The following is a 21,546-nucleotide window of genomic DNA, read 5'->3' on the forward strand; positions in this document are numbered from 1 at the left end:
CCTGTATGTTTTGCAAAAATAATCACAAGGATATTTTTGTTATGTCCATAAAATGTTCTGTATTTATTGCTACCAGTGTTGATGGATTTATCTCGCGCCATGATGGATCTATTGATTGGCTCATGAAAGTTAATTCTCTTGTACCCGAAGGTGAGGATGGTGGTTATAAATCCTTTATTGCGTCAGTTGATGGATTGATCATGGGCCGGCATTCTTTTGAACAAGTATTATCATTTGATGAATGGCCATATGGAACACTCCCAGTAATAGTCATGAGTAGTAAGGGAGTAAATATTCCTAAGCATCTACAAAATTACGTTTCTTCATCGTCTGAATCTCCCACTGCCCTCGTTCAACGCTTAGCAAAACAAGGAATGAAACATCTTTATATTGATGGAGGAATCACGATTCAAAAATTCATTGCGGAGCATCTCATTGATGAATTAACAATTACATTGATTCCTGTTTTACTTGGTTCGGGTCGATCATTATTTGGTCCACTGAAAGAGGATGTCGAACTGGAACTTTTAGAGACAAAGAATATTGGCTGCGGTATTGTCCAATTGAAATACTGTATTCATAGCACTAACACGTTACATAATAAAACCTATTCAACTAAGGATGTTGACGGGACAGTCTCGTTCGTGTAGAAAAGTTTAGGGCCTGCTTATAATTCCTGGATTGTCCAAGACAGTAGAATTGTAAACAGACTCTATTGAGCTTGCTCTGCCATATCAGCTCAACTGAATTGTTGTATGTAATCACCAACTCACTCACCTGGAGATTCGCATGACTAAATTTTTCGATAGAAAAACAAGAACCTTATTCATTACCGGAGAAAAAACAAATGAAGCTGACTTATCAGAAAATCCGTTAGAGCAATTACCGGATTCTGATGAAATGCCTGCAGCTCTCGTACTTCGGAGACAAAACGCTGCATTATCACGATTTTTTGAACGACATTACATCAGTTCATCAGGAGAAGAACTCCATGGTAATTTTGATTTAAAGGATCAGAGCAATGCAGATCTCGTAGAAGTGATAGACACGATTTATTGTCCTTAATCCTTCCCAAGAATAGGATAGAGCCTTCTGCAAAATTAGGGTAGAAGGCAATGCCCTAAATCAGGTTAATGCTGTGATACTATTTAAAATTTGAATTGTTTGAAAAACATATACATTTACCAAACTCTCTGCATATAATGCGTTAAGATGATATTTAAAATGTACAATTTAGTGTTCATTATCATCTTAGGCGTCATTAATTCTTTATTTAATTAGGATGAAAAAATATGAATAATTCAAGAACGCACGGGCATCAGCAAAACGCACACCAACACAATCACCCATCCACAACACAACCACCACAAACTACAGTAATTGTTACAAATCCCGTACACGCAAACCACCCTAATGGTTTCTTCGCTACTCATCACCATGTACATCATCCCTACCAACACCCACAACAACATCAGCATCACCATCATCAACACCAGCACCATGATTCACACACTCATACACATTACAATCCCTAGCAAAAATGAGGTCCCGGATAGCGTCATATGCTCCGGGACTAATAAGGTATTTAATCCAATTTTATTTATCCCAGAGCAAAATAAAAGAGTAACTCACCGTATTTCATTAATTTATTAACAATTAAGATAATCTTAAAGCAAAATAGAAAATTGCTTCAAAATACCTTCCGTTACTCGCCAAAAAAGCTATGGTAAGTTTATAAATTTAGTTATTATGTTATTTACTTATGATTTTGCGGTTTTTCAATGCGCTCGATAGTAATTATAATTTTAATATTTATTTGCTCTGCGTTAACTCACGCAAACGAAATTAATATTTCCACTACAACGAAGAACGGGAATACTACTTTTTACCTGCAAGCAGGAGCGTTTAATTTAGAAAAAGATGCTAAACAGCGTGAAAAGGAATTGTCTGCACTTGTTAGTGAACATGTAGAAATTAAGAACCTATCCGATAAAAAACTTTATCTTGTGCAGATAGGTCCTATTAGCGATTATCTTACAGCGCGTGAGTTACAGAATAAAATATCCCTACAGCTCAGTGCCAAAAAAAATCAACAAAATAACAATCAAGTTCCCTCTCCAATACAAACGAATCAATCTGAAAATGAGAGCGCAGCTGAGCAAACACAAACACTCCCTCAGAATGGCCAAATATGGAATTTAAGAAATGCGGATATTCGAGCGGTTATCGCCGAAGTATCACGGGTTACTGGGAAAAATTTTGTGATAGATCCTCGAGTTCAAGGAAAAATATCGATTGTGTCGTCAACACCAATGAATAATAATGAACTTTATCAGGTTTTCCTTTCAGTTTTACAAGTGTCCGGCTATGCCGCCATACCCAGTGGTGCAATCGTTAAAATTATTCCTAATATTGATGCGAAAACTCAATCACCTGATCTTCTGGATGAACTGAGACATCCACCGCGTGGCGATGACATGATGGTCGCGGTTGTTCCCGTTCATTATGTTCCGGCAGAGCAATTAGTGCCTGTTTTGCGTCCGTTAATGCCACAATGGAGCAGTATCTCTGCATATGCCCCCTCAAACATGCTCATCCTGTCAGGAAGAGCGAACAACATTCATAGTCTTGCAGACATCATCAAACAAGTAGATAACTCGTCTGCTAATGGCATCGACATGGTTCATTTACAACATTCTTTAGCAATGGACATTGCAGCCACTCTAAAAGATTTAGTAAAAACCCAACCCAGTATGGGAGCAGCACGCACTCAATTAACTGTAGCCGCTGATGATCGTTCCAACTCTCTATTAATCAGTGGTTCAAAAACAGATAGAATCCGCATTAGGATGTTAATCTTAAAGCTGGATAAGGAAAGCTCTGCAGGGCTTAACTCCAATACTCAAGTCGTCTATCTGAACTATCTCCGAGCAGAGGACCTGGTGCCAATTCTTGCCGGTATTGCTCAAGCAAATTTCAGCGGTAATGTTGGGACAACTATTGGTACTGTCACTCGACCTGCTTTAGACAGTACTAATCCTGCCTCCAATCTTGTGAGTAATAGTGGTTCTAATCAAAGCCCTGGTTCTAACTCTCCATTTCCAACAGGTGCTTCCCCATTAACATCACCTGGGGCTACCGGAAACACCTCATCAACAACATCACAGAATGAGGGTACTACAAAACCATCAGTACAAATTATTGCAGAGCCCAATACCAATTCCATCATTCTTAATGCACCAGCATCTGTGATACGAATTCTGAAAAAGGTAATTAGCCAACTGGATATTAAACCTGCGCAAATTCTTATTGAGGCATTAGTCGCCGAAATAAATCAAGAGGACGTCAATGACTTAGGTATAGAATGGGGTAGCCAGCAACAAACAGGAAAACCAGGTAGCTTTAGACCTGGATTTGCTATAATTAATAGTAAAACCCGACTTGATGATTTTCAGGCTCAAATATACGCCTTGGCAAGGGAAAATAAAGCCAACATTTTATCAACGCCTTCAGTAGTAGTTCTTGATAATCGACAAGCTAAAATTTTGGTAGGTAAACAGGTTTCGATTGCATCCACCACCCAGCCCGCCAATGCGGGGGGTACAACAAATAATGGCGTACCATTTACTACTTTTGATCGGGTTAACGTTGCATTACATCTTTATGTCAGACCCCAAATTACGCGTGGCGAAGGTATTCAAATGCAAATCGATCAAGGAAATGACACTCTGGATCCGCCGGTTGTTGCTCCGAATACAACTACTCCAACATTTAGAATTAGTAGCATAGTTACTTCAGTTCATGTTGATAGTGGAGACATCGTTGTTTTAGGAGGTTTGACCCAAGACAGTCTGGGTAATGATGATAACCGTATCCCCGTATTAGGCGATATACCCGGTGTAGGTCGTATTTTCAGACGTAATATAAATTCACGCGAAAAACGTGTGCTGATGGTCTTTATTAAACCCATTATTTTACGTAATGAACGAGATAGTATGCATATGACCAGTGAAAAGTATAATAATGTACGTCAATACGAACTCGATTGGGTCAGATCACAAGATGCATTTGTACAAAGTAATAATGCTACGGTAATGCCTGCTTTAAAACAGGCAGAATTACCTAAACCGTTTAATCGTCCACCTTTATTAGCAACGAAATAAACTATGGAACATGAAGATAAATCACTGAAAATCCCATACAGTTTTGCAAAAAACCATGGGATTGTTGTTGCCAGTGAAATGAGTGATAACCATGTCCTTGTTTATTATTTACCAAATACCCCTTTGCAAGCACTTGCTGAAATAAAACGATTATTACAATGTGAATTTACTTTAAAACAAGTCGATGAATCTGCTTTTCAACAACATTTAGCGCATGTCTATCAATCAAAATCATCCATATTAGAAGCGGCCGGCGGTATGGAGGATGATATGGATCTTTCGTTACTGGCAAGCCAACTACCAGTAAGTGAAGATTTATTGGAAAATCAAGATGATGCACCAATAATTCGCTTATTGAATGCATTATTTACTCAAGCAATAAAACAAAAGGCCTCTGATATTCATATCGAAACTTATGAAGATCGCGTATTAGTACGTAATCGAATTGACGGTGTGTTACATGAGGTTTTAGAAATTCAACGTGCCATAGCACCTTTAGTGATTTCTAGAGTTAAAGTTATGGCCAAACTGGATATCGCCGAAAAACGTATTCCACAAGATGGTCGTATTTCACTACGTATTGGTGGACATAATATTGACGTTCGGGTTTCCACCCTTCCCTCTAACCATGGTGAACGTGTTGTTTTAAGAATTCTGGATAAACAAGCGGCCCAATTGGATTTGAATCTGTTAGGTATGCCTGAACCAACCGTAAAAGCCATGCGACGAATGATCGCTGAGCCTCATGGCATTATTTTAGTTACTGGACCGACTGGTTCAGGAAAGACTACTTCTTTATATGCCATGTTGACGGAGTTAAATGAGGTCTCACGTAATATTCTAACCATTGAGGATCCCATAGAATATGATCTTGAAGGAATTGGGCAAACTCAGGTTAATACTAAAGTACAAATGACCTTTGCTAAAGGTTTAAGAGCGATTCTCAGACAAGATCCAGATGTGGTCATGATCGGCGAAATTCGTGATTTGGAAACGGCTGAAATTGCAGTTCAGGCAAGTCTGACAGGACACTTAGTACTTTCAACCTTACATACAAACAGTGCTTTAGGTGCATTAACTCGTTTACGCGATATGGGTGTCGAGTCCTTTCTCCTCTCATCAAGTATTGTTGGACTTATCGCGCAACGACTGGTCAGAAAATTATGTCACCAATGTAAGACACCACATCAATTAAGAGATGATGAAAAAGAACTTATGGGACTAGCACCTGACGCAGATACTTCAAACGTTTTTGAACCTAAAGGCTGTGACTTCTGCAATCACTTAGGCTATAAAGGGAGAACTGGGATTTATGAATTGATACCTGTTGATGAGACCTTAAGGGGAATGATCCACCGCAATGAAAATTTACAAACGATGGAAAATTACCTACGTCCGACTACTCCCAATATTCGTGATGATGGATTTAAGCGTGTGCTCATCGGAGACACCTCCCTTGCCGAAATTCTTCGGGTAACAACGCAAAGTTAGTTGATACACTTTTGGAAAAATAAGATAACATAAACTGAAAAAATTTGTTTCCTAGTTATCAATAGAAAACTCCTATGAAAATCAAATACTAATGGTTACTATATAAGATACAGATGGCTTCAATACTAGGAACAGCTTAATGGAGCTGTTTTTAAATATTTAAGATGTGCTGCCAAATAAACAGGGACTTCTTATGCGGCTTTGGTTCAAAGGATTTATTGGTTTTAGTTTATGCTCATTAGCATCCTGCACTATCTCGCTACCGCAACAAAGCCAAATTAAAAATATAAAACCCGTTCCAAATATGGAACATTCCATTAAAAAAAACCTGCAAAAAAAAGCTATTTTTTCCAAAGGAAAATGGCCTAATAGACAATGGTGGTTGGCTTATAATACGCCTGAATTGAATACTTTGATTACAGAAGCGTTAATGAACAATCCTTCAATTCAAGAGGTCAAGAGCCGAGTTGCGGTTGCAAAGCAGCAAGCCAGGGTTACGCGATCTCTATTATTTCCTTTAATATTTTTTGATGCAGATGAAAACCGCCAATATATAAGTCAAAACGGATTATATCGCGCATTCAATCATCGATTTCCTTTAAATGCGACACTTTTAGATCTATCACTTTCATTTAATTATGATTTTGATTTTTGGGGAAAAAACCGAAATCTTTTCCGCGCAGCGCTAGGAGAAGCAAAGGCTCAAGAAGCGGAAGCAGCAGACGTTGAATTAATAACCAGTACTGCAATCGCTCAAGCTTTTTTTGCATATAAAACTAATCTTATAAGAAAAAAATTATTCACGCAGTTAATCAATGTACGCCAAAAAATTGCAACATTACAAAAATTATTAGTACAAAAAGGGCTTTCTTCAAAAATACCTGCATTAGAAACTTCAGAACAATTGCTTGAAGCCCGAAAATTACTATCAAGCATTAATGATGAACTTTCTGCTAACAAACATTTAATTAATACCCTAGCAGGACGTGGTCCGGATAATCCCCTATCGATTGATTCAGCGCTTCCCAAATTACCCCAAACTCTAAAAATTCCTCCAATATTGCCATTAGATTTCTTAGCCCGCAGACCGGATCTCATAGCGCAAATTTGGCGAGCCAAAGCCTTAGCCTATAAAACCGGGGCAGCCATGGCAGAATATTATCCTAATGTAAACCTAATTGGCCTTGTTGGCCTTGAAAGTACCAGTTGGAGAAAATTTTTGGATATATCAAGTGGCACAGCAGCGCTTAGACCCGCGCTTGATTTACCTATTTTCACTGCAGGTGCCATACAGGCAAATATCAAAGCAAATAAAGCGCAATTTGATGCAGCAATTGCTGCATACAATAATTTACTTCTGTACAGTACTCAAGAAGTTCTTGATGTACTCGCATTTGCTGAAGACATTTATCAACAAAAAAAGGAACAAAATCAAGTGGTTGATTATGCAAAACAACGTTATGAATTAAGTTATTTACGTCAGAAAAAAGGTTTAGATAGTGTACTTGATGTTTATTTGTTACAAGAAGATGTGATTCAAAAAAGACTGGTTGATGTGGCTTTACTTTATAACCAATACCTAGCCTCGATCAAATTAACCAAAGCTTTGGGAGGAGGTTACTATCAAAATACCATACCCTTGGTGAAAAACTCATGAAAAAAAAGTCGCCTTCTTTTTATTTTACAATCATGGTCCTAGTTCTATTTATTTTCCTTTTTTTGTATTGGCTTTTTGTATGGAGAATCCAAGCCTATACCAATGATGCTTATGTACAAGGAAATCAGGTTTACATCAAATCATTAAAACCAGGATTTGTCACAGGCATTCATACAGATGATAGTTTTCTGGTAAAAAAAGGACAACTTCTTGTTTCATTAAATGAAACAGATTCTCTGATTGCTCTAGAAAAAGCAAAAAAGAAACTTGCCAAAACTGTACGAGATGTATGCCAAGCATTTCATGATGTATTTATATTAGCCGCAGAAATTGAAGTGAGAAATGCTGAACTCTTAAAAAGCCAGCAAAACCTCAAACATCGTTATGATGTCATTGGCGCCAAAGCGATTTCTTTAGAAGATTATCAAAACGCACAAGATGATCTTAAAGCCGCGACTGCTGCATTAAAAAGAGCTAAAAACAATTACCAAAAAGCGCTCGCTTTTGTACAGGGAACCTCCATTGCCGAACATCCTTGGGTTCAAGCCGCTGCACAAGAGGTACGTAATGCCTGGGTTCAACTCTATCGATGTAAAATTTATGCCCCAGTAGATGGACTTGTAGCACAAAGAACGATTCAAGTGGGTATGTGGATTTCACCCAAAGAACCCCTCATGGCCATTATTCCTTTGGATCAAGTATGGGTCAATGCCAACTTTAAGGAGACACAACTCAAAAAAATGCGTATCGGTCAAAACGTTACTTTTACTTCTGATCTTTATGGATCGAGTGTTGTATACCACGGAACAATTGTTGGTTTACCAGGAGGCGCGGGTAATGCTTTTTCACTATTACCTCCTGAGAATCTCTCTGGAAATTGGATTAAAATCGTACAAAGACTGCCTGTTCGTGTTGCTTTAAATCAAGACGAATTAAAAAAATTTCCATTACGAATCGGTCTTTCCCTTGAGGTTACCGCAAATCTGTCGAATCAGGATGGACCATTGGTACCCACGTCCACTGCTGGTTCGCCTCAATACGTCACTGATATTTTCCAAAAAGAAGAAATAGGCAATGAGCATCTTATCGCGCATATTATTCAGAGTAATTTAGATCCTAATCTTCAGAAATACGCCAATGCTCCGCTGATGCTCAATCAAGTTGTCTTAAATGGAAAGTAATGATGATTCTCTATATCTTACTCTTATCATTGGCTGCGGTAATTTTAAATCTGACTTTACCTATAATGGCGGGTCTCTATATTGTCAGTGATCTGGGCGGTAGTCTCTATATGACATCTTATACTGTCAGTTTCTTTTGTATTGGCAACTTACTCGGGGTGCCGTTAGGCAAACCCGCTGTGACTCGCTTAAGCCCCATTCAACTTTATGTGGTATGTCTTAGTCTTACCGCTTTATTCTCATGGGAATGCGCTACCGCTACTGATTTTTTTTCTTTTATCCTATTTAGGTTTTTAGAAGGATTTGCTTCAGGACCAATGTTTCTTCTTATTACCTATACACTCATTCCCTTACTTTCAACGAATAAAGATAATGTCTTTATCGTTTCCTTAGTGTTGATTTGTCTGTCAATAATTCCAGTACTTGGTGCTTCATATGGCGCCTGGATTGCATACATCTACGATTGGCGTTTTCTTTTTTATTCGAACATACCGATTTGCCTTTTTTTTATTGTATATGTTGGTTATGGCTATAGAAAATATCATGAACCAGTAAAAAAAACCTATTTTGACACGCTCGGATATTTTTATTACTGCATCAGCATGGTTTTTATTTTAAGCGCTTTAACAACGGGCCAGGAGTTAGATTGGTTTCGCTCCCCTTTTATCACTTTTTTACTTGTTTCTGGTTTCATCAGCTTTATATTTTTTATTTTACGGAGTTGCTCAGCGCAACATCCCGTCATTGACTTAAAATTGCTTAAGAATTTTTATTTTTCACTTGCTATGATCTATATCATTTTATTTTTTGCACTTTATTTTGGAATGGTGATCTTATTGTCATTATGGTTGAAGCTTTATGTTAATTATACTCCTGATTGGATCGCGCTAATCATTGGAACTATGGCATTTTGTGGGTGGATCCCTGTACTCATCAACAAGAAGCAATATAACCCATTTTTTCCATTATTCATCACCTTACTATTTTTTGCCATTTCCTGCTTCTATACCACTTATTTCAATGTGGAAATTGATTTTAGGCGGATAGCTTTTTCGCGAGTATTGGCCGGTATAGGACTTGCATTGTTTTTATCACCACTCTTTCAATTGACAGTAAACGCCTTTCCTGAGACAAAGCGTGCTGAAACTATAAGTTTCTTCCACATCTCAAGATTACTTGGAAGTGGATTAGGAGTGGCTTTATTTTCTATTTTATGGCACAGACGGGAAGTTTTTTTTCATCTTCGCTTGGGAAGTCGTTTGACTGCTTTTTCCCATGAAACACAACTCTTTTTTGAACGAGCAAAATTATTCCATTTTCAAGGAAAACACGCTTCTGCTCAATTAAATGCTTATCTTACTCGACAAGCCACTGCTTTGGCGTTAGATGATTGTTTTTATCTCATGGGCTGGATGGTTCTTTTTTTATTATTTCTTTTAATTGTTATTTTTTTATTACGTACTAGAGGAAGCCGGACTCAAGCAAGCAAAGACAAGCAATTATTTTTAGATGAAGGTATTCCATAAAAGAACTGTAGCTTGGGTTAAGCTGCGCTAACCCAGGCTTCGTATGAGAAGTATCATTTAAAACCTACTTATTCCATCCTACGCCAAGTGGTCCCATGTGGTCCATCTTCCAACTCAATTCCTCGACTTAACAAGTCTGCTCTTATTTGATCAGCACGACCCCAATTTCGATCAGCACGAGCTTGAAGTCGCTCTACAATTAATTGTTCAATTTCAGTCTTGTCTTCTTCAGCAAACCCAGATTGTAAAAAAGATGCAGGGTCTTCTTGTAATAACCCCATAACCCCTGCTAAATGCTTCAATGTAATAGCCAAATTAGGTGAACGACTTTTATTTACTTCATGGCTAAGTTGAAATAGAACAGAGAGGGCGACAGGCGTATTAAAATCATCGTTCATCGCTTGATTAAACTCATTGACCCAATGATTATCTAATTCACCATCAGCGATGCTGTGAGTGTCTTTTATTGTCTGGTATAAGCGTGTTAAGGCTTTCTTAGCATTGACTAAATTTTCTTCGGAATAATTTAATGGGCTGCGATAATGGCTACTTAAAAGGAAATAGCGAACAACCTCTGGATGATGTTTGGCTAAAACATCAGCTATCGTAAAAAAATTACCTAATGATTTGGACATCTTTTCATTATTAACCTGTAGCATCCCTACATGCAGCCAATAGTTTGCAAAAGGCTTTTCAGTAGCCGCTTCACTTTGTGCGATTTCATTTTCATGATGCGGGAATTGTAAATCCAACCCTCCCCCATGAATATCAAATTGCTCACCTAATTCACTCATAGCCATAGCAGAACATTCAATATGCCAACCTGGACGTCCTTCACCCCATGGTGAGGGCCAACTTGGTTCACCCTGTTTTGCCTTTTTCCATAAAACGAAATCTAATGGGGAACGTTTTTCCTTAACAATTTCTACTCGTGCTCCCGCAACTAATCCCTCAAGATCTTTGTGGGATAATTTACCGTAGTCAGCAAACGAATCAACTTGATAGCATACATCGCCATTCTCACTAAGATAGGCGCTTCCCTTCTCAAGTAATCGTCCAATTAATTGAATAATACTCGCGATATGTTCTGTGGCACGTGGCTCTACATCGGGAGGCAAAATCTTTAGCGCTTGTGTGTCCTCATTCATTGCCGCAATATACTGAGCGGTCAACTCATCGATTGGTATGGCACGTTCATGCGCGCGCGCAATAATTTTATCGTCAATATCTGTAATATTACGTACGTATTTAACGTCATAGCCTTGAGAGCGGAGGTATCGAACAATGACATCAAAAGAAACCATTGAGCGGGCATGGCCTATATGGCAACGATCATATACGGTAATACCACAAACATAGAGGCCAATTTTTCCGGGAGAAATGGAAACAAATGGTTCTTTAGTTCTGGTTAAAGAATTATATAAATGCAACATATCAGCCCCTTCATTCAGATTCTATTGACAAACCTACAATCTTGGCCCAAATCCCAGGGTAACTACTGCTACCTCATCCCTCGATATTCTGAGGGTGACCTGGATTTTTAGGGCTCTAAATCGTCATTTTGACTCGCTCTTGATTTGTCAACAGACTCTATTATTTTGCCCAAGTATCTTTCAAATCAACGACACGATGAAATGCACAAACACGACCTTCTTTTGATTCATTAACACAATAGTATCCTAAACGCTCAAACTGAAATACTTCTCCTAATTGCTGATTTGCTAAAGCAGGCTCGCAATAGGCTTGTTTTATTTTCAATGAATCATGATTTAAAAATTGAAAGAAATCCTCTTCTCGACCAGGATTAGGATCGTTAAATAGACGGTCATACTCCAGTACAGTTACAGGATAAGCATGTGCACATGACACCCAATGAATAACCCCTTTTACCTTTCTATCTTCCGGATTTTTTCCTAAGGTTTTTTCATCATAGGTACAACGTAATTCTATGATATTGCCCTGTTCATCATGAACAACCCCATGACATTTAATCACATAGGCATGACGTAAGCGTACCTCAGAACCAGGAGATAGCCGGAAGTATTTTTTAGGTGGCTCTTCCATAAAGTCTGAACGCTCAATAAAGACCTCTCGAGAAAAAGGTAGTTCCCTTATGCCTGCATCTGGATCTTGCTGATTGTACGCAGACTTTAGCATTTCTACTTTACCCTCAGGATAATTCTCTATAACTACTTTTATAGGATCCATAACACACAAAGCACGCTTCGCTGTTCTGTTTAATTCAGCACGAACACATTCCTCTAACAAGGACATATCAATTACTGAATCACTACGTGATATTCCTATTACTTCACAAAATTGACGAATTGCAGCAGCAGGATAACCACGTTTACGCATCCCTCTGATTGTAGGCATACGTGGATCATCCCATCCGGAAACAGCCTTCTTTTCAACCAAGGTACGTAATTTGCGCTTTGAAGTGACTGTGTGCGACAAATTTAAGCGAGCAAACTCAGTTTGTATCGGCTTTGCAGGTAACGGTAAATTATCAACACACCAATCATAAAGTGGGCGGTGGTCTTGAAACTCCAATGTACATAAAGAATGCGTGATTTTTTCTAGCGCATCAGAAATAGGATGAGCATAATCATACATAGGATAAATACACCATTCATCTCCAGTACGTTGATGATGTGCATGTCGAATACGATAGATCACAGGATCACGCATATTTAAGTTACCTGATTGCATATCAATTTTTGCTCTTAACACATGAGTACCATCAGGAAACTCCCCTGCTTTCATACGCGTAAATAAATCCAAACTTTCTTCTATTGGTCTATTTCTGTAAGGACTTTCGCGTCCAGGCTCTTGTAAAGTTCCTCGATAAGCCCGAATTTCATCCATGTTTAAGCTATCAACATAGGCCAAGTCCTTTTTAATTAATAATACTGCAAACTCATAAAGCTCATGGTAATAGTCTGAAGAATGCGTCATTGCATACCATTCAAAACCGAGCCAGCGCACGTCTTCAATAATCGCATTGACGTACTCTTCTTCCTCTTTAATGGGGTTGGTGTCATCGAAACGTAAATAACAAATACCGTTAAACTCCTGCGCCAAACCAAAATTCAAGCATATAGACTTAGCATGACCTACATGCAAATACCCATTTGGCTCAGGAGGGAAACGAGTCACTACAGACTTATGTTTGCCACTCGCCAGTTCATCAGTAATCAGTTGTCTTATAAAATGAGCTCGTTTTTCAGTTATTTCTGTCATTAGATTTTCCACCACAGTTATTAGGGTCTGTTGACCACTCTACTATCCTGGTCAAAATGGCGAATTGATGATAGCCCCTACTCATAAAGCCATCATTTTAAATCATCCATAGCATGTCGCATGGAATAAATTAAATCTGCTCCCGCTTGCAATATATCATTATTCGTATTGTAAGCTTCTAGAATTCGCGTAATGAGGGCTGCCCCCACAATAACACCATCTGCAAAACTAGCAACCTCTGCAGCCATTTCAGGTGTTTTTATACCAAACCCCACCATTAAAGGAAGTGTGGTTTGTGTTTTTCGGTGTTGGTATTGCGATTTTAAAGATGAAACATCCAGATCCGATCCAGTAACACCCTTTAAAGACACATAGTACAAATATCCTTTGGCATATTGATTAATTAATGCCATTCGCTCATCTGAAGTCGTAGGCGAACACAGAAAGATACTGTATAAACCATATTTTTGCCAGACTTTTGCTACATCTTCACCTTCTTCTGGGGGTAAATCTACCAGAATGGTTCCATCCACACCCACTTCTGCTGCTTGTTGTGCAAAAAGCTCATAACCAAAATGTTCAATAGGATTTAAATAGCCCATTAGAACAATCGGTGTTTCTTGATCTTGTAATCGAAACTCTTTCACCATGTTCAATACGGTATGGCAATGTACATCTTGAGCAAGTGCACGCTCCATTGCTCTTTGGATAACAGGGCCTTCTGCCATGGGGTCAGAAAAAGGAATACCCAATTCTATAATGTCAGCTCCGGACCTTACCAATTCATGCATCAGTTTAACCGTGGCCTCTGGATAAGGATCTCCAGCTGTAATATAAGGACTAAGCATTTTTTTGCCTTGAGATTTAAGGCGCATCAAAGTTTTATCAATTCGATTCATACGGTAATTCCATCAATTTGAGCCACAGTATGCATGTCTTTATCACCTCGACCAGATAAATTCACGATAATGCTTTGCTTCGTTGACATGGTTTTAGCAAGTTTCATTGCATAAGCAATTGCATGACTTGATTCCAGAGCTGGGATAATTCCTTCAACCTGCGTTAAGGTACGGAATGCATGCAATGCTTCGTCGTCATTAATTGCTTCATAAATGACGCGACCAGTATCTTTTAAGTAGGCATGTTCTGGACCTACACCAGGATAATCAAGACCTGCCGAAACAGAATGAGTATCTTTAATTTGACCGTACTCATCACAGAGCAAATAAGTCCGATTACCATGTAAGACGCCCGGAGCTCCAGCAATTAATGAAGCAGAATGCTGGCCGCTTTCTAAACCCTTACCTCCAGCTTCAACACCATAGATAGCAACAGTTGCATCATTCAGAAAAGGATAAAATAAACCGATTGCATTAGAGCCACCACCGACACAGGCCACCAAAGCATCAGGTAAATGTCCTGTTTTTTCTAAAAACTGAGCTCGTGCCTCAATACCAATGACCGCTTGAAAATCACGGACCATTTGAGGGTAAGGATGTGGCCCAGCAACCGTTCCAATAATATAAAAAGTATCATCAATATGACTTACCCAATCACGCATGGCTTCATTTAACGCATCTTTTAATGTTTGTGAACCTGCGGTGACCGGAACAACCTCTGCACCTAACAATTTCATGCGATACACATTAGATGATTGACGCTTTATATCTTCAGCACCCATGTATACGACACATTCTAAACCTAATTTAGCAGCTACGGTTGCCGAGGCAACGCCATGTTGACCTGCACCTGTCTCGGCAATGACACGAGTTTTTCCCATACGTTTGGCAAGTAGCGCTTGCCCTACCGTATTATTAATTTTATGTGCCCCAGTATGATTCAAATCTTCTCGTTTTAAGTAAATTTGAGCACCGCCTATTTCCTTGCTTAAACGTTGTGCGTGATAAAGGGGGTTAGGCCGTCCTACATAATCTTTTAATTCAGCATCAAGCTCAGCTAAAAAATCAGGATCTTTTCGATATTTTGCATAAGCCTCTTCCAATTGCTTTAATGCATACATCAAAGTATCTGCTACAAAAATACCACCATAGGGACCAAAATGCCCGCGCTCATCAGGAAGCTCTTTTTTATTCATGAATCTACCTTCATTAACTGCTCAAAAGTGTTGTTTCGGTGCAGCATAACCCGGGTTCAGAGGACTAATTTTCCGGGTTACGCTGCCCCAGGCTACTGTAATAATTTCTGCATAAATCGACTCATTTTGCCATGATCTTTAATTCGAGGCGACATCTCAATACCACTGCACAGATCTACCGCATAAGGGTGACATGATTTAATTGCCTCAAGTACATTAAACTCATCCAATCCACCAGCCAATATATAAGGCTTTTCTACCTTTTGGGGAATAATATTCCAATTAAAAACACATCCAGTCCCGCCCCTAACAGTCTCAGAAGGTGTATCCAACAATAAGGCACGTGCTGACACAAAATTTCGAGCAGCTTGATGAATGTGCTCCGCTGAATCAGAATGTATGGCTTTAATATAAGGTTTCTTAAATTGTTGGCAAAACCCCACGGTTTCATCACCATGAAACTGCAATAATTGGATTGGCAATTCCTCGAGTATTTGATGAACAAAATCTTGCTCAGGATTAACCAAAACAGCAACCGAGTCTACAAATGCAGGAAGATCTTTTAATAATAATTTGGCTTGTTCTATAGAAACACAACGAGCGCTCTTTGAATAAAAAATCAACCCTATAGCATCAACACCTAGATTAATAGCATGTGCGATATCTTCTCTACGCGTCATTCCACACATTTTGACTCGTACACGTGCCAAATTCAATTATTTCTCCAAAAGAAAAGAAGGCCCTGGATTATTCTGTAATATAGAAAATTCCTGAGGATAAGTCACTTGCACTAAATACAATCCATAGGCAGGGGCAGTTTCAGCGCCTAATCTTCTATCTTTTGCTTTTAATACCTCATCTACCCACGATACAGGATGTTTTCCTGAGCCTACCGCAATTAGTACACCAGCAATATTTCGCACCATATGATGTAAAAAAGCATTGGCAGTAATATCAATTATTACTAAATCACCCATACGGCTAACCTGTAATTTGTGGATGTTCCGCATAGGGGTATTCGACTGACACTCAACGGAACGAAATGAAGTAAAATCATTCTCTCCCAATAAAACCTGAGCTGCCTGGTGCATCTGTCGGTGATCTAATTGCCTGTATTGCCAAGTAACATTACTTCGGAATAAAGCAGGTCGAATAGCGCCATTATAAATGACATAACGATATCTTCTTGCAGTAGCAGAATACCTTGCATGAAACTCTTCCGACAACTCTTTTCCCCACTTGACGCAAATATCTTTAGGTAGGAATGAGTTTGCACCATGAATCCATGCTCGGATGCTACGTACCTTATCGCAGTCAAAGTGAATTACTTGATTAGTAGCATGTACACCAGTATCTGTCCTTCCTGCACAAACGACAGAAATAGGACTATCTGCTACTTTAGATAAAGCATGTTCTACGGCTTGTTGCACTGTATGCAAGCCTGTTTGTGCTTGCCAGCCATGATATTGGCTACCATCGTACTCAAGCACCAAGGCAATACGCATTGATTATTCCTGATAAAAGGGCCAATTTATAATACAGTATATGTTTTGTCTATACCTTAACATAATTGATTTACAAGTTTATTAATTATTATAGTAATTTCTCTTGGTCTAAATTCTGATTTTTAATAATTATGCTATTGTTCAGGGTACTTGCGAATCAATCTATAGCCTGTTTTAGACCTAATTAACTTCTAACCATTTTATTGATTTATTTCATTCAATCATGATACTTTCTCATGCTGCAATTAATCATTATCAATAATTGTGCCTGTCTTTACTATAACGATTATTTAAATTTTTGAGACTCATTATGAAATGGAATTTATTTTATCCAGGTATCACCGCTTTATTATTTGTCTGCCATAGCCAATCTTTTTCTAAGAATATTGAAAGCATACAAAATCCACTACCACAATCTATTTTCAATGCTCAAGGTAATTGGTTTTTAGCTCTTGGAGGAGGAGCCCAATTCCCTCAGTTACATTCTCATATGAAAGTAAATAATGGTTCAGAGTTTCCTTCCCCCTTTGATTATGATCGACTCTCAGTCGGTAGTGATAATGGAGGAGTTATTGCTGCATCTGGCGGTCGACGTTGGCAAACTAGTAATTTCTGGTTTCCTTCCTACTCATTAAGTGTCTTCTGGCAGTATTTTTTTAAAACTCAAATCCAAGGTGAAATTACACAATACTCCTTACCCGAATTTACTAACTACACTTATAACATGGATTTTACTTCCAATCTTTTATTAGCATCAGGAAAAATTAATCTGTTTCGATATGGGGCATTTTCACCCTACATTAATGGAGGAATAGGAAGTTCATTCAACAGAGTCTCTAACTATCGTGAAGAAGCTTTTACTAACGTTACTCCAAGAGTCAGTCCTGGATTTAGGGACTCGAATAGCAGTGAGTTTGCTTATAACGTGGGTGCAGGTATTGATGTACAATTTTTCCCTCAACTTATTTTTTCAGTAGGTTATATTTATCAAGATTTAGGCCCTATTTCTTCGGGTAATGGGATTAATACATGGGCAGAACAATCCTTAAATCCTGGATCTTATCGATCAAACGAAGTTTTAATCACCGCAACGTATCTATTTGGTGCAGAAAAAGCCTTTATAAAATAACCGCTAATAAAAAATAATGGGGATTTTTATGGATAAAACTTCTTTTACTGATACAGTCTTTAAACGAAACCTATTTTGATTAATAGAATGCTAATTGTCAGGGGGCTTCGTAGGCGGAATTAGCGCAGCTCCCGTCATTCCAAGCATAGCGAGGGATTTCCGCTCAGTAGCAGGTTGCTATGATGGGAGATCCCTAGTTGCACCTGGGATGACAGCAAAGATTCTAACTCTAAAAATATTCCTGAGGTATAGAAATACTCAATAGAATCACTCATGTTGTTATAAAGTGAAATTATCATTGTTCTCGTTACTCGAATCCTCATCAATATTTACACGCGGTAATTGCTCTTTAAATGATTTAAAGTTAAATGACCTTTCAGTTTTATGAACATTGTTTCTTTCTTCTATTTTCTCAGAAACTTTACTGAGTTGGTCATCAATATCAGCTCCTTGGGTCTTCTGAATTGCTTCATATAGTTCTCGTGTTACGCTAGATTGACCACGTGACAATCCAGAAATATGACTTTTGAGTGCGTGTAAATCAGAAAAATGCTGCTCTTGTAAGTATTTCAAATTGGCAATGTCATTTTTATGCGTCTTTGGATCGAGATAACTTATAACATCTGAAACAGTTTCCATAACCTTGGCTACCTGTATAGAATCCTGTAATTGACTGATTTGCCTTTCTTTAAATTTAATTTGTTGTGCCAGATCTGCAAGTTGATTCTTTTCCCCCATAGTCGGATCACGAGGCACGAATATCTGTTTTTCTACTTCCTTCCATGTATCCGGCTCAAGATTAAATTCATCAGGGGCATTGGGATCAACTTCCTGTTTAAATTTATATGTGTCTGGCTCTAATTCTGTTCTCGTGTATGTTTCGTAGAATGTGCCCTTCAAGGTTCTAACCCGCTCTTGCAAGTCTCGCAATTCCAAATTGAACCTATCAATCTGCTGCAATTTTGCTCTCATGATATTCCCTCACCATAAAATTAAAAAATCATTCATCCATCCTGTAATTATAGTACATTCATATTTTTCAATGATTATTTTTTAAACACGGAAAATCCGAGCAAAATTATCTTTGTGGCTTAGCCTTGAAAAGACAAAGCGTAAATCCTCGTCATTCTAAGAGTAGTAAAGTATCGATATGCAGTAACACGCTGTTACGATGGGAGATGCCTAGCGCATTCGGGAAAGAAAACAGCAAAATTAGGATTTCCCTTTGATCTCATCAATTAAGCTTTGTGCTTCTTCTTTTTGTGATTGACTTCCGTGTTCCAGGACTTCATTTAAAGAATGCAGTGCAGATTCTATATCTTCCATACCTATATAAGTTCTGGCTAAAGCTAATAGTGTATCTAATGCCTTCTTGTTCTTTAAAGGGGAAAGATTTTTGGTTTCATCCTCTTTTTGTAGTGGTAAATCGACAGGGACAGAAGGAACAAACTCCACACTATTTCCATCCTCACTGATTTGCTCTTGAAAATTATTTTCTTTGGGAGCTGGATTCGTTGTAAGTACATGGTGTAGACCAGATTCAAACTCCAAAAGATTATCTTCCTGAGTTATATCACCACTGGAGTTTTTGTCTTCATTAGTTTGAGAAGATGGTTTATTTTCATTTTCAGTCGGGATAATTTCCAATAATGGCTCATCATTTGCTGTGGTGGATTGAGGTTCAATCGCAAGAGAATTTTGTTCTGCAAACTCATCAACAGGCTCTATATTTAATCCCCGATCAGGGGGTAACTCAGGCTCAGGGGTTAACTCAGGCTCAGGAGGTAACTCGGGCTCAGGGGTTAACTCAGGCTTAGGGGTTAACTCAGGCTTAGGGGTTAACTCGGGCTCAGGGGTTAACTCGGGCTCAGGGGTTAATTCAGGCTCAGGGGGTAACTCAGGCTTAGGAGTTAACTCAGGCTTAGGAGTTAACTCAGACTGTTTTAATTTAGTTTCTGGCTTTACATCATGCAGTGGTTCTTGAGTAACCATCCCTTCTCTTAGACTAATAATGGGCGGGGTCGAAGAGGATGTTAAGGTTGAAGTATCGGTTGCTGAGGATGAGCCTACTCTTCTTTTTGCTTGCTCCGATCGTTTTAAATAGAAATAAGCAGCAACTCCACCACCTCCTCCAGCAATAAGTAACAGCATAAATATAAGCCAAAATTCGGAAGATGAATTGTTGGCTGAGTCCATGGAACTTGCTTGTCCTGCAATTGCCATTCGCTCTTTCATCATGGTTTGAATTTGGTTATGTATTAATCGAAGTTCTTTATCACGTTCATCCAATTGCTTTTGCAGTTTTGTATTTTGTGCTTGTAAAAAACTCAATTGTTCAGTCAGCAGAGCATTAGACTCTCGTAAGGAATCTACTGCAGCAGTTGTTATTGATATTTCAGCCTTGAGTGTCCTATCTTGTTCTGGACTTACTTGTTTCGGAGCTACCAAAGACGGAATTGAAGACAGAATATGATCTGGCACAGAAGCTTCAGTCTCAGAAAACTTTGGCACAGGGGGTATTTGAGAGTACTCAACCGTTGCAGCATTGGATGTTTGTCCTGTCATATAGGGTGGAGCCAACACATGATTGATCGTTGTTTTTTCATTCCATGACTTATCATGAGCCATTACTTCAACTGTAGCTAAATCAGCTGGTACCTCAAGGAACTCCTTGGCAGAAGGAATTTTAAGACGAACACCCGTTTTTAATCCATTTAAATTCCCATCAATAAATGCCCCAGGATTTGCTCCCACAATAGCAAGAACAATTTGCGGTAAAATTGCGTCTGAAGTTTTATATCTTTGAGCAATTTGCCATACATTTTCATTGGACACTGTAGGACCATAAATTGTTTTTTTCTTTGTCCCCCCAGACTCACCTTGATATTCTCCAGAAGAAGCTTTTGTATTCTGATGATAATTTGAGAACTTCCTCTGATAAGTTAGACCACTTTGCGCCATAGTACTCGTTAATTTATAACCTGGTGGATCTAACAAAACAGTATAAACTTTAAAGATTTGTCCTTTAGGCCAGTTTAAGTCCACAATAAGCTGCATATAAGGTTCTGTCATCCGTTCGTTGGAATGAACTTGTATAACAAATCCATGTTTATTTTGTCTCACATCGAAAAAAAGAGCGCCAACAGCTTCAGAGCGCTCAATCCCTAAACTTTGATAGCTTTGTGGGTCAGCAAGCCCCACCCTGATATTCGACAAAGAAATGTTATGGGAATCAATTAGCGTAATCTCAGCAAGAAAAGGCTGGCCCAAAGCTGACTCTACTTTCATTTCACCCAAACCGAGAGCATAAACATATACAGGCACCGTTAGTGAAAATAAGGATGAAAATAAAGCAGTTTTTTTCAATCAGAGCTCCATGCCCTTGGCGGGTTGAAGAAAGGAAATTGGTTTTTAAAAAAACTAACATTATTTCCTAATCTATTCAAGCAATTAGAACTTAATTGAACAGTTAATCTAGAAATATTTCAATTGTAAACTCCTTTTTCTAAATAATCGTTTATTATTCCTATTTTTCAACAGAATAGTTGAGTTACTC

Annotated in this window: 17 protein-coding genes; 9 read left to right on the forward strand and 8 right to left on the reverse strand. The window is 38.5% G+C overall.

Going from position 1 to position 21,546, the window contains the following annotated elements; translation table 11 throughout:
* Positions 1 to 41: 41 nt before the first annotated feature.
* The 8 genes from OQJ26_RS02715 to OQJ26_RS02750 all read left to right on the forward strand — a co-directional run bounded on the left by OQJ26_RS02715 (position 42) and on the right by OQJ26_RS02750 (position 10,018).
* Complete coding sequence (locus OQJ26_RS02715; RefSeq protein WP_265702372.1) at positions 42 to 650, forward strand: dihydrofolate reductase family protein; 609 nt, start codon at positions 42 to 44, stop codon at positions 648 to 650.
* Positions 651 to 789: 139 nt separating this feature from the next.
* Positions 790 to 1,065: a hypothetical protein gene (locus tag OQJ26_RS02720; protein WP_265702373.1), complete on the forward strand. Its 276-nt coding sequence runs from the start codon at positions 790 to 792 to the stop codon at positions 1,063 to 1,065.
* Between the two features lie 227 nt (positions 1,066 to 1,292).
* Positions 1,293 to 1,535, forward strand: coding sequence for a hypothetical protein (locus OQJ26_RS02725; RefSeq protein WP_265702374.1), 243 nt, complete (start codon positions 1,293 to 1,295; stop codon positions 1,533 to 1,535).
* 246 nt (positions 1,536 to 1,781) lie between these two features.
* Positions 1,782 to 4,163, forward strand: coding sequence for a GspD family T2SS secretin variant LspD (lspD, locus tag OQJ26_RS02730; RefSeq protein ID WP_265702375.1), 2,382 nt, complete (start codon positions 1,782 to 1,784; stop codon positions 4,161 to 4,163).
* A 3-nt stretch (positions 4,164 to 4,166) separates the two neighbouring features.
* Complete coding sequence (gene lspE, locus OQJ26_RS02735) at positions 4,167 to 5,654, forward strand: GspE family T2SS ATPase variant LspE (protein WP_265702376.1); 1,488 nt, start codon at positions 4,167 to 4,169, stop codon at positions 5,652 to 5,654.
* A 193-nt stretch (positions 5,655 to 5,847) separates the two neighbouring features.
* Positions 5,848 to 7,311, forward strand: coding sequence for an efflux transporter outer membrane subunit (locus tag OQJ26_RS02740; RefSeq protein ID WP_265702377.1), 1,464 nt, complete (start codon positions 5,848 to 5,850; stop codon positions 7,309 to 7,311).
* The gene (locus OQJ26_RS02745; protein ID WP_265702378.1) at positions 7,308 to 8,492 is read left to right on the forward strand and encodes an efflux RND transporter periplasmic adaptor subunit; all 1,185 of its coding nucleotides are present in this window, start codon (positions 7,308 to 7,310) and stop codon (positions 8,490 to 8,492) included. The genes OQJ26_RS02740 and OQJ26_RS02745 overlap by 4 nt, the downstream gene beginning before the upstream one ends.
* On the forward strand, positions 8,492 to 10,018 hold the full coding sequence (locus OQJ26_RS02750; RefSeq protein ID WP_265702379.1) for an MFS transporter: 1,527 nt from the start codon (positions 8,492 to 8,494) through the stop codon (positions 10,016 to 10,018). The genes OQJ26_RS02745 and OQJ26_RS02750 overlap by 1 nt, the downstream gene beginning before the upstream one ends.
* A gap of 68 nt (positions 10,019 to 10,086) precedes the next feature.
* On the opposite strand, the gene cysS is transcribed toward OQJ26_RS02750, so the two are convergent.
* The 6 genes from cysS to truA all read right to left on the reverse strand — a co-directional run bounded on the left by cysS (position 10,087) and on the right by truA (position 16,861).
* Positions 10,087 to 11,451 (reverse strand): cysteine--tRNA ligase, encoded by a 1,365-nt coding sequence (cysS, locus tag OQJ26_RS02755; protein WP_265702381.1) that lies wholly within the window; start codon positions 11,449 to 11,451, stop codon positions 10,087 to 10,089.
* A 160-nt stretch (positions 11,452 to 11,611) separates the two neighbouring features.
* Complete coding sequence (locus tag OQJ26_RS02760; protein ID WP_265702382.1) at positions 11,612 to 13,261, reverse strand: glutamine--tRNA ligase/YqeY domain fusion protein; 1,650 nt, start codon at positions 13,259 to 13,261, stop codon at positions 11,612 to 11,614.
* 92 nt (positions 13,262 to 13,353) lie between these two features.
* A complete protein-coding gene (gene trpA, locus OQJ26_RS02765) occupies positions 13,354 to 14,160 on the reverse strand; it encodes a tryptophan synthase subunit alpha (RefSeq protein WP_265702384.1) in 807 nt (268 codons plus the stop codon).
* Complete coding sequence (trpB, locus tag OQJ26_RS02770) at positions 14,157 to 15,356, reverse strand: tryptophan synthase subunit beta (protein WP_265702385.1); 1,200 nt, start codon at positions 15,354 to 15,356, stop codon at positions 14,157 to 14,159. Before trpB ends, trpA begins: the two co-directional genes overlap by 4 nt.
* A 92-nt stretch (positions 15,357 to 15,448) precedes the next feature.
* Positions 15,449 to 16,072 carry a phosphoribosylanthranilate isomerase gene (locus tag OQJ26_RS02775; protein ID WP_265702386.1) on the reverse strand — a complete coding sequence of 208 codons (624 nt, stop codon included), beginning with the start codon at positions 16,070 to 16,072 and terminating at the stop codon, positions 15,449 to 15,451.
* The gene (gene truA / locus OQJ26_RS02780) at positions 16,073 to 16,861 is read right to left on the reverse strand and encodes a tRNA pseudouridine(38-40) synthase TruA (RefSeq protein ID WP_058387607.1); all 789 of its coding nucleotides are present in this window, start codon (positions 16,859 to 16,861) and stop codon (positions 16,073 to 16,075) included. It abuts the gene before it with no gap.
* A 310-nt stretch (positions 16,862 to 17,171) separates the two neighbouring features.
* Here truA and OQJ26_RS02785 point away from each other — a divergent pair, with 310 nt between their 5' ends.
* The gene (locus tag OQJ26_RS02785) at positions 17,172 to 17,990 is read left to right on the forward strand and encodes an outer membrane protein (RefSeq protein ID WP_265702388.1); all 819 of its coding nucleotides are present in this window, start codon (positions 17,172 to 17,174) and stop codon (positions 17,988 to 17,990) included.
* 279 nt (positions 17,991 to 18,269) lie between these two features.
* Here the strand turns inward: OQJ26_RS02785 and OQJ26_RS02790 are convergent, their stop codons facing one another.
* On the reverse strand, positions 18,270 to 18,962 hold the full coding sequence (locus OQJ26_RS02790) for a hypothetical protein (protein WP_265702389.1): 693 nt from the start codon (positions 18,960 to 18,962) through the stop codon (positions 18,270 to 18,272).
* A gap of 240 nt (positions 18,963 to 19,202) precedes the next feature.
* Positions 19,203 to 21,356, reverse strand: a complete 2,154-nt coding sequence (locus OQJ26_RS02795) for a motility hub landmark protein FimV (protein WP_265702391.1) — start codon at positions 21,354 to 21,356, stop codon at positions 19,203 to 19,205.
* Between the last annotated feature and the right edge of the window lie 190 nt (positions 21,357 to 21,546).

Origin of the sequence: Legionella sheltonii, from assembly GCF_026191355.1 — a bacterium.
Lineage (GTDB): Bacteria > Pseudomonadota > Gammaproteobacteria > Legionellales > Legionellaceae > Legionella > Legionella sheltonii.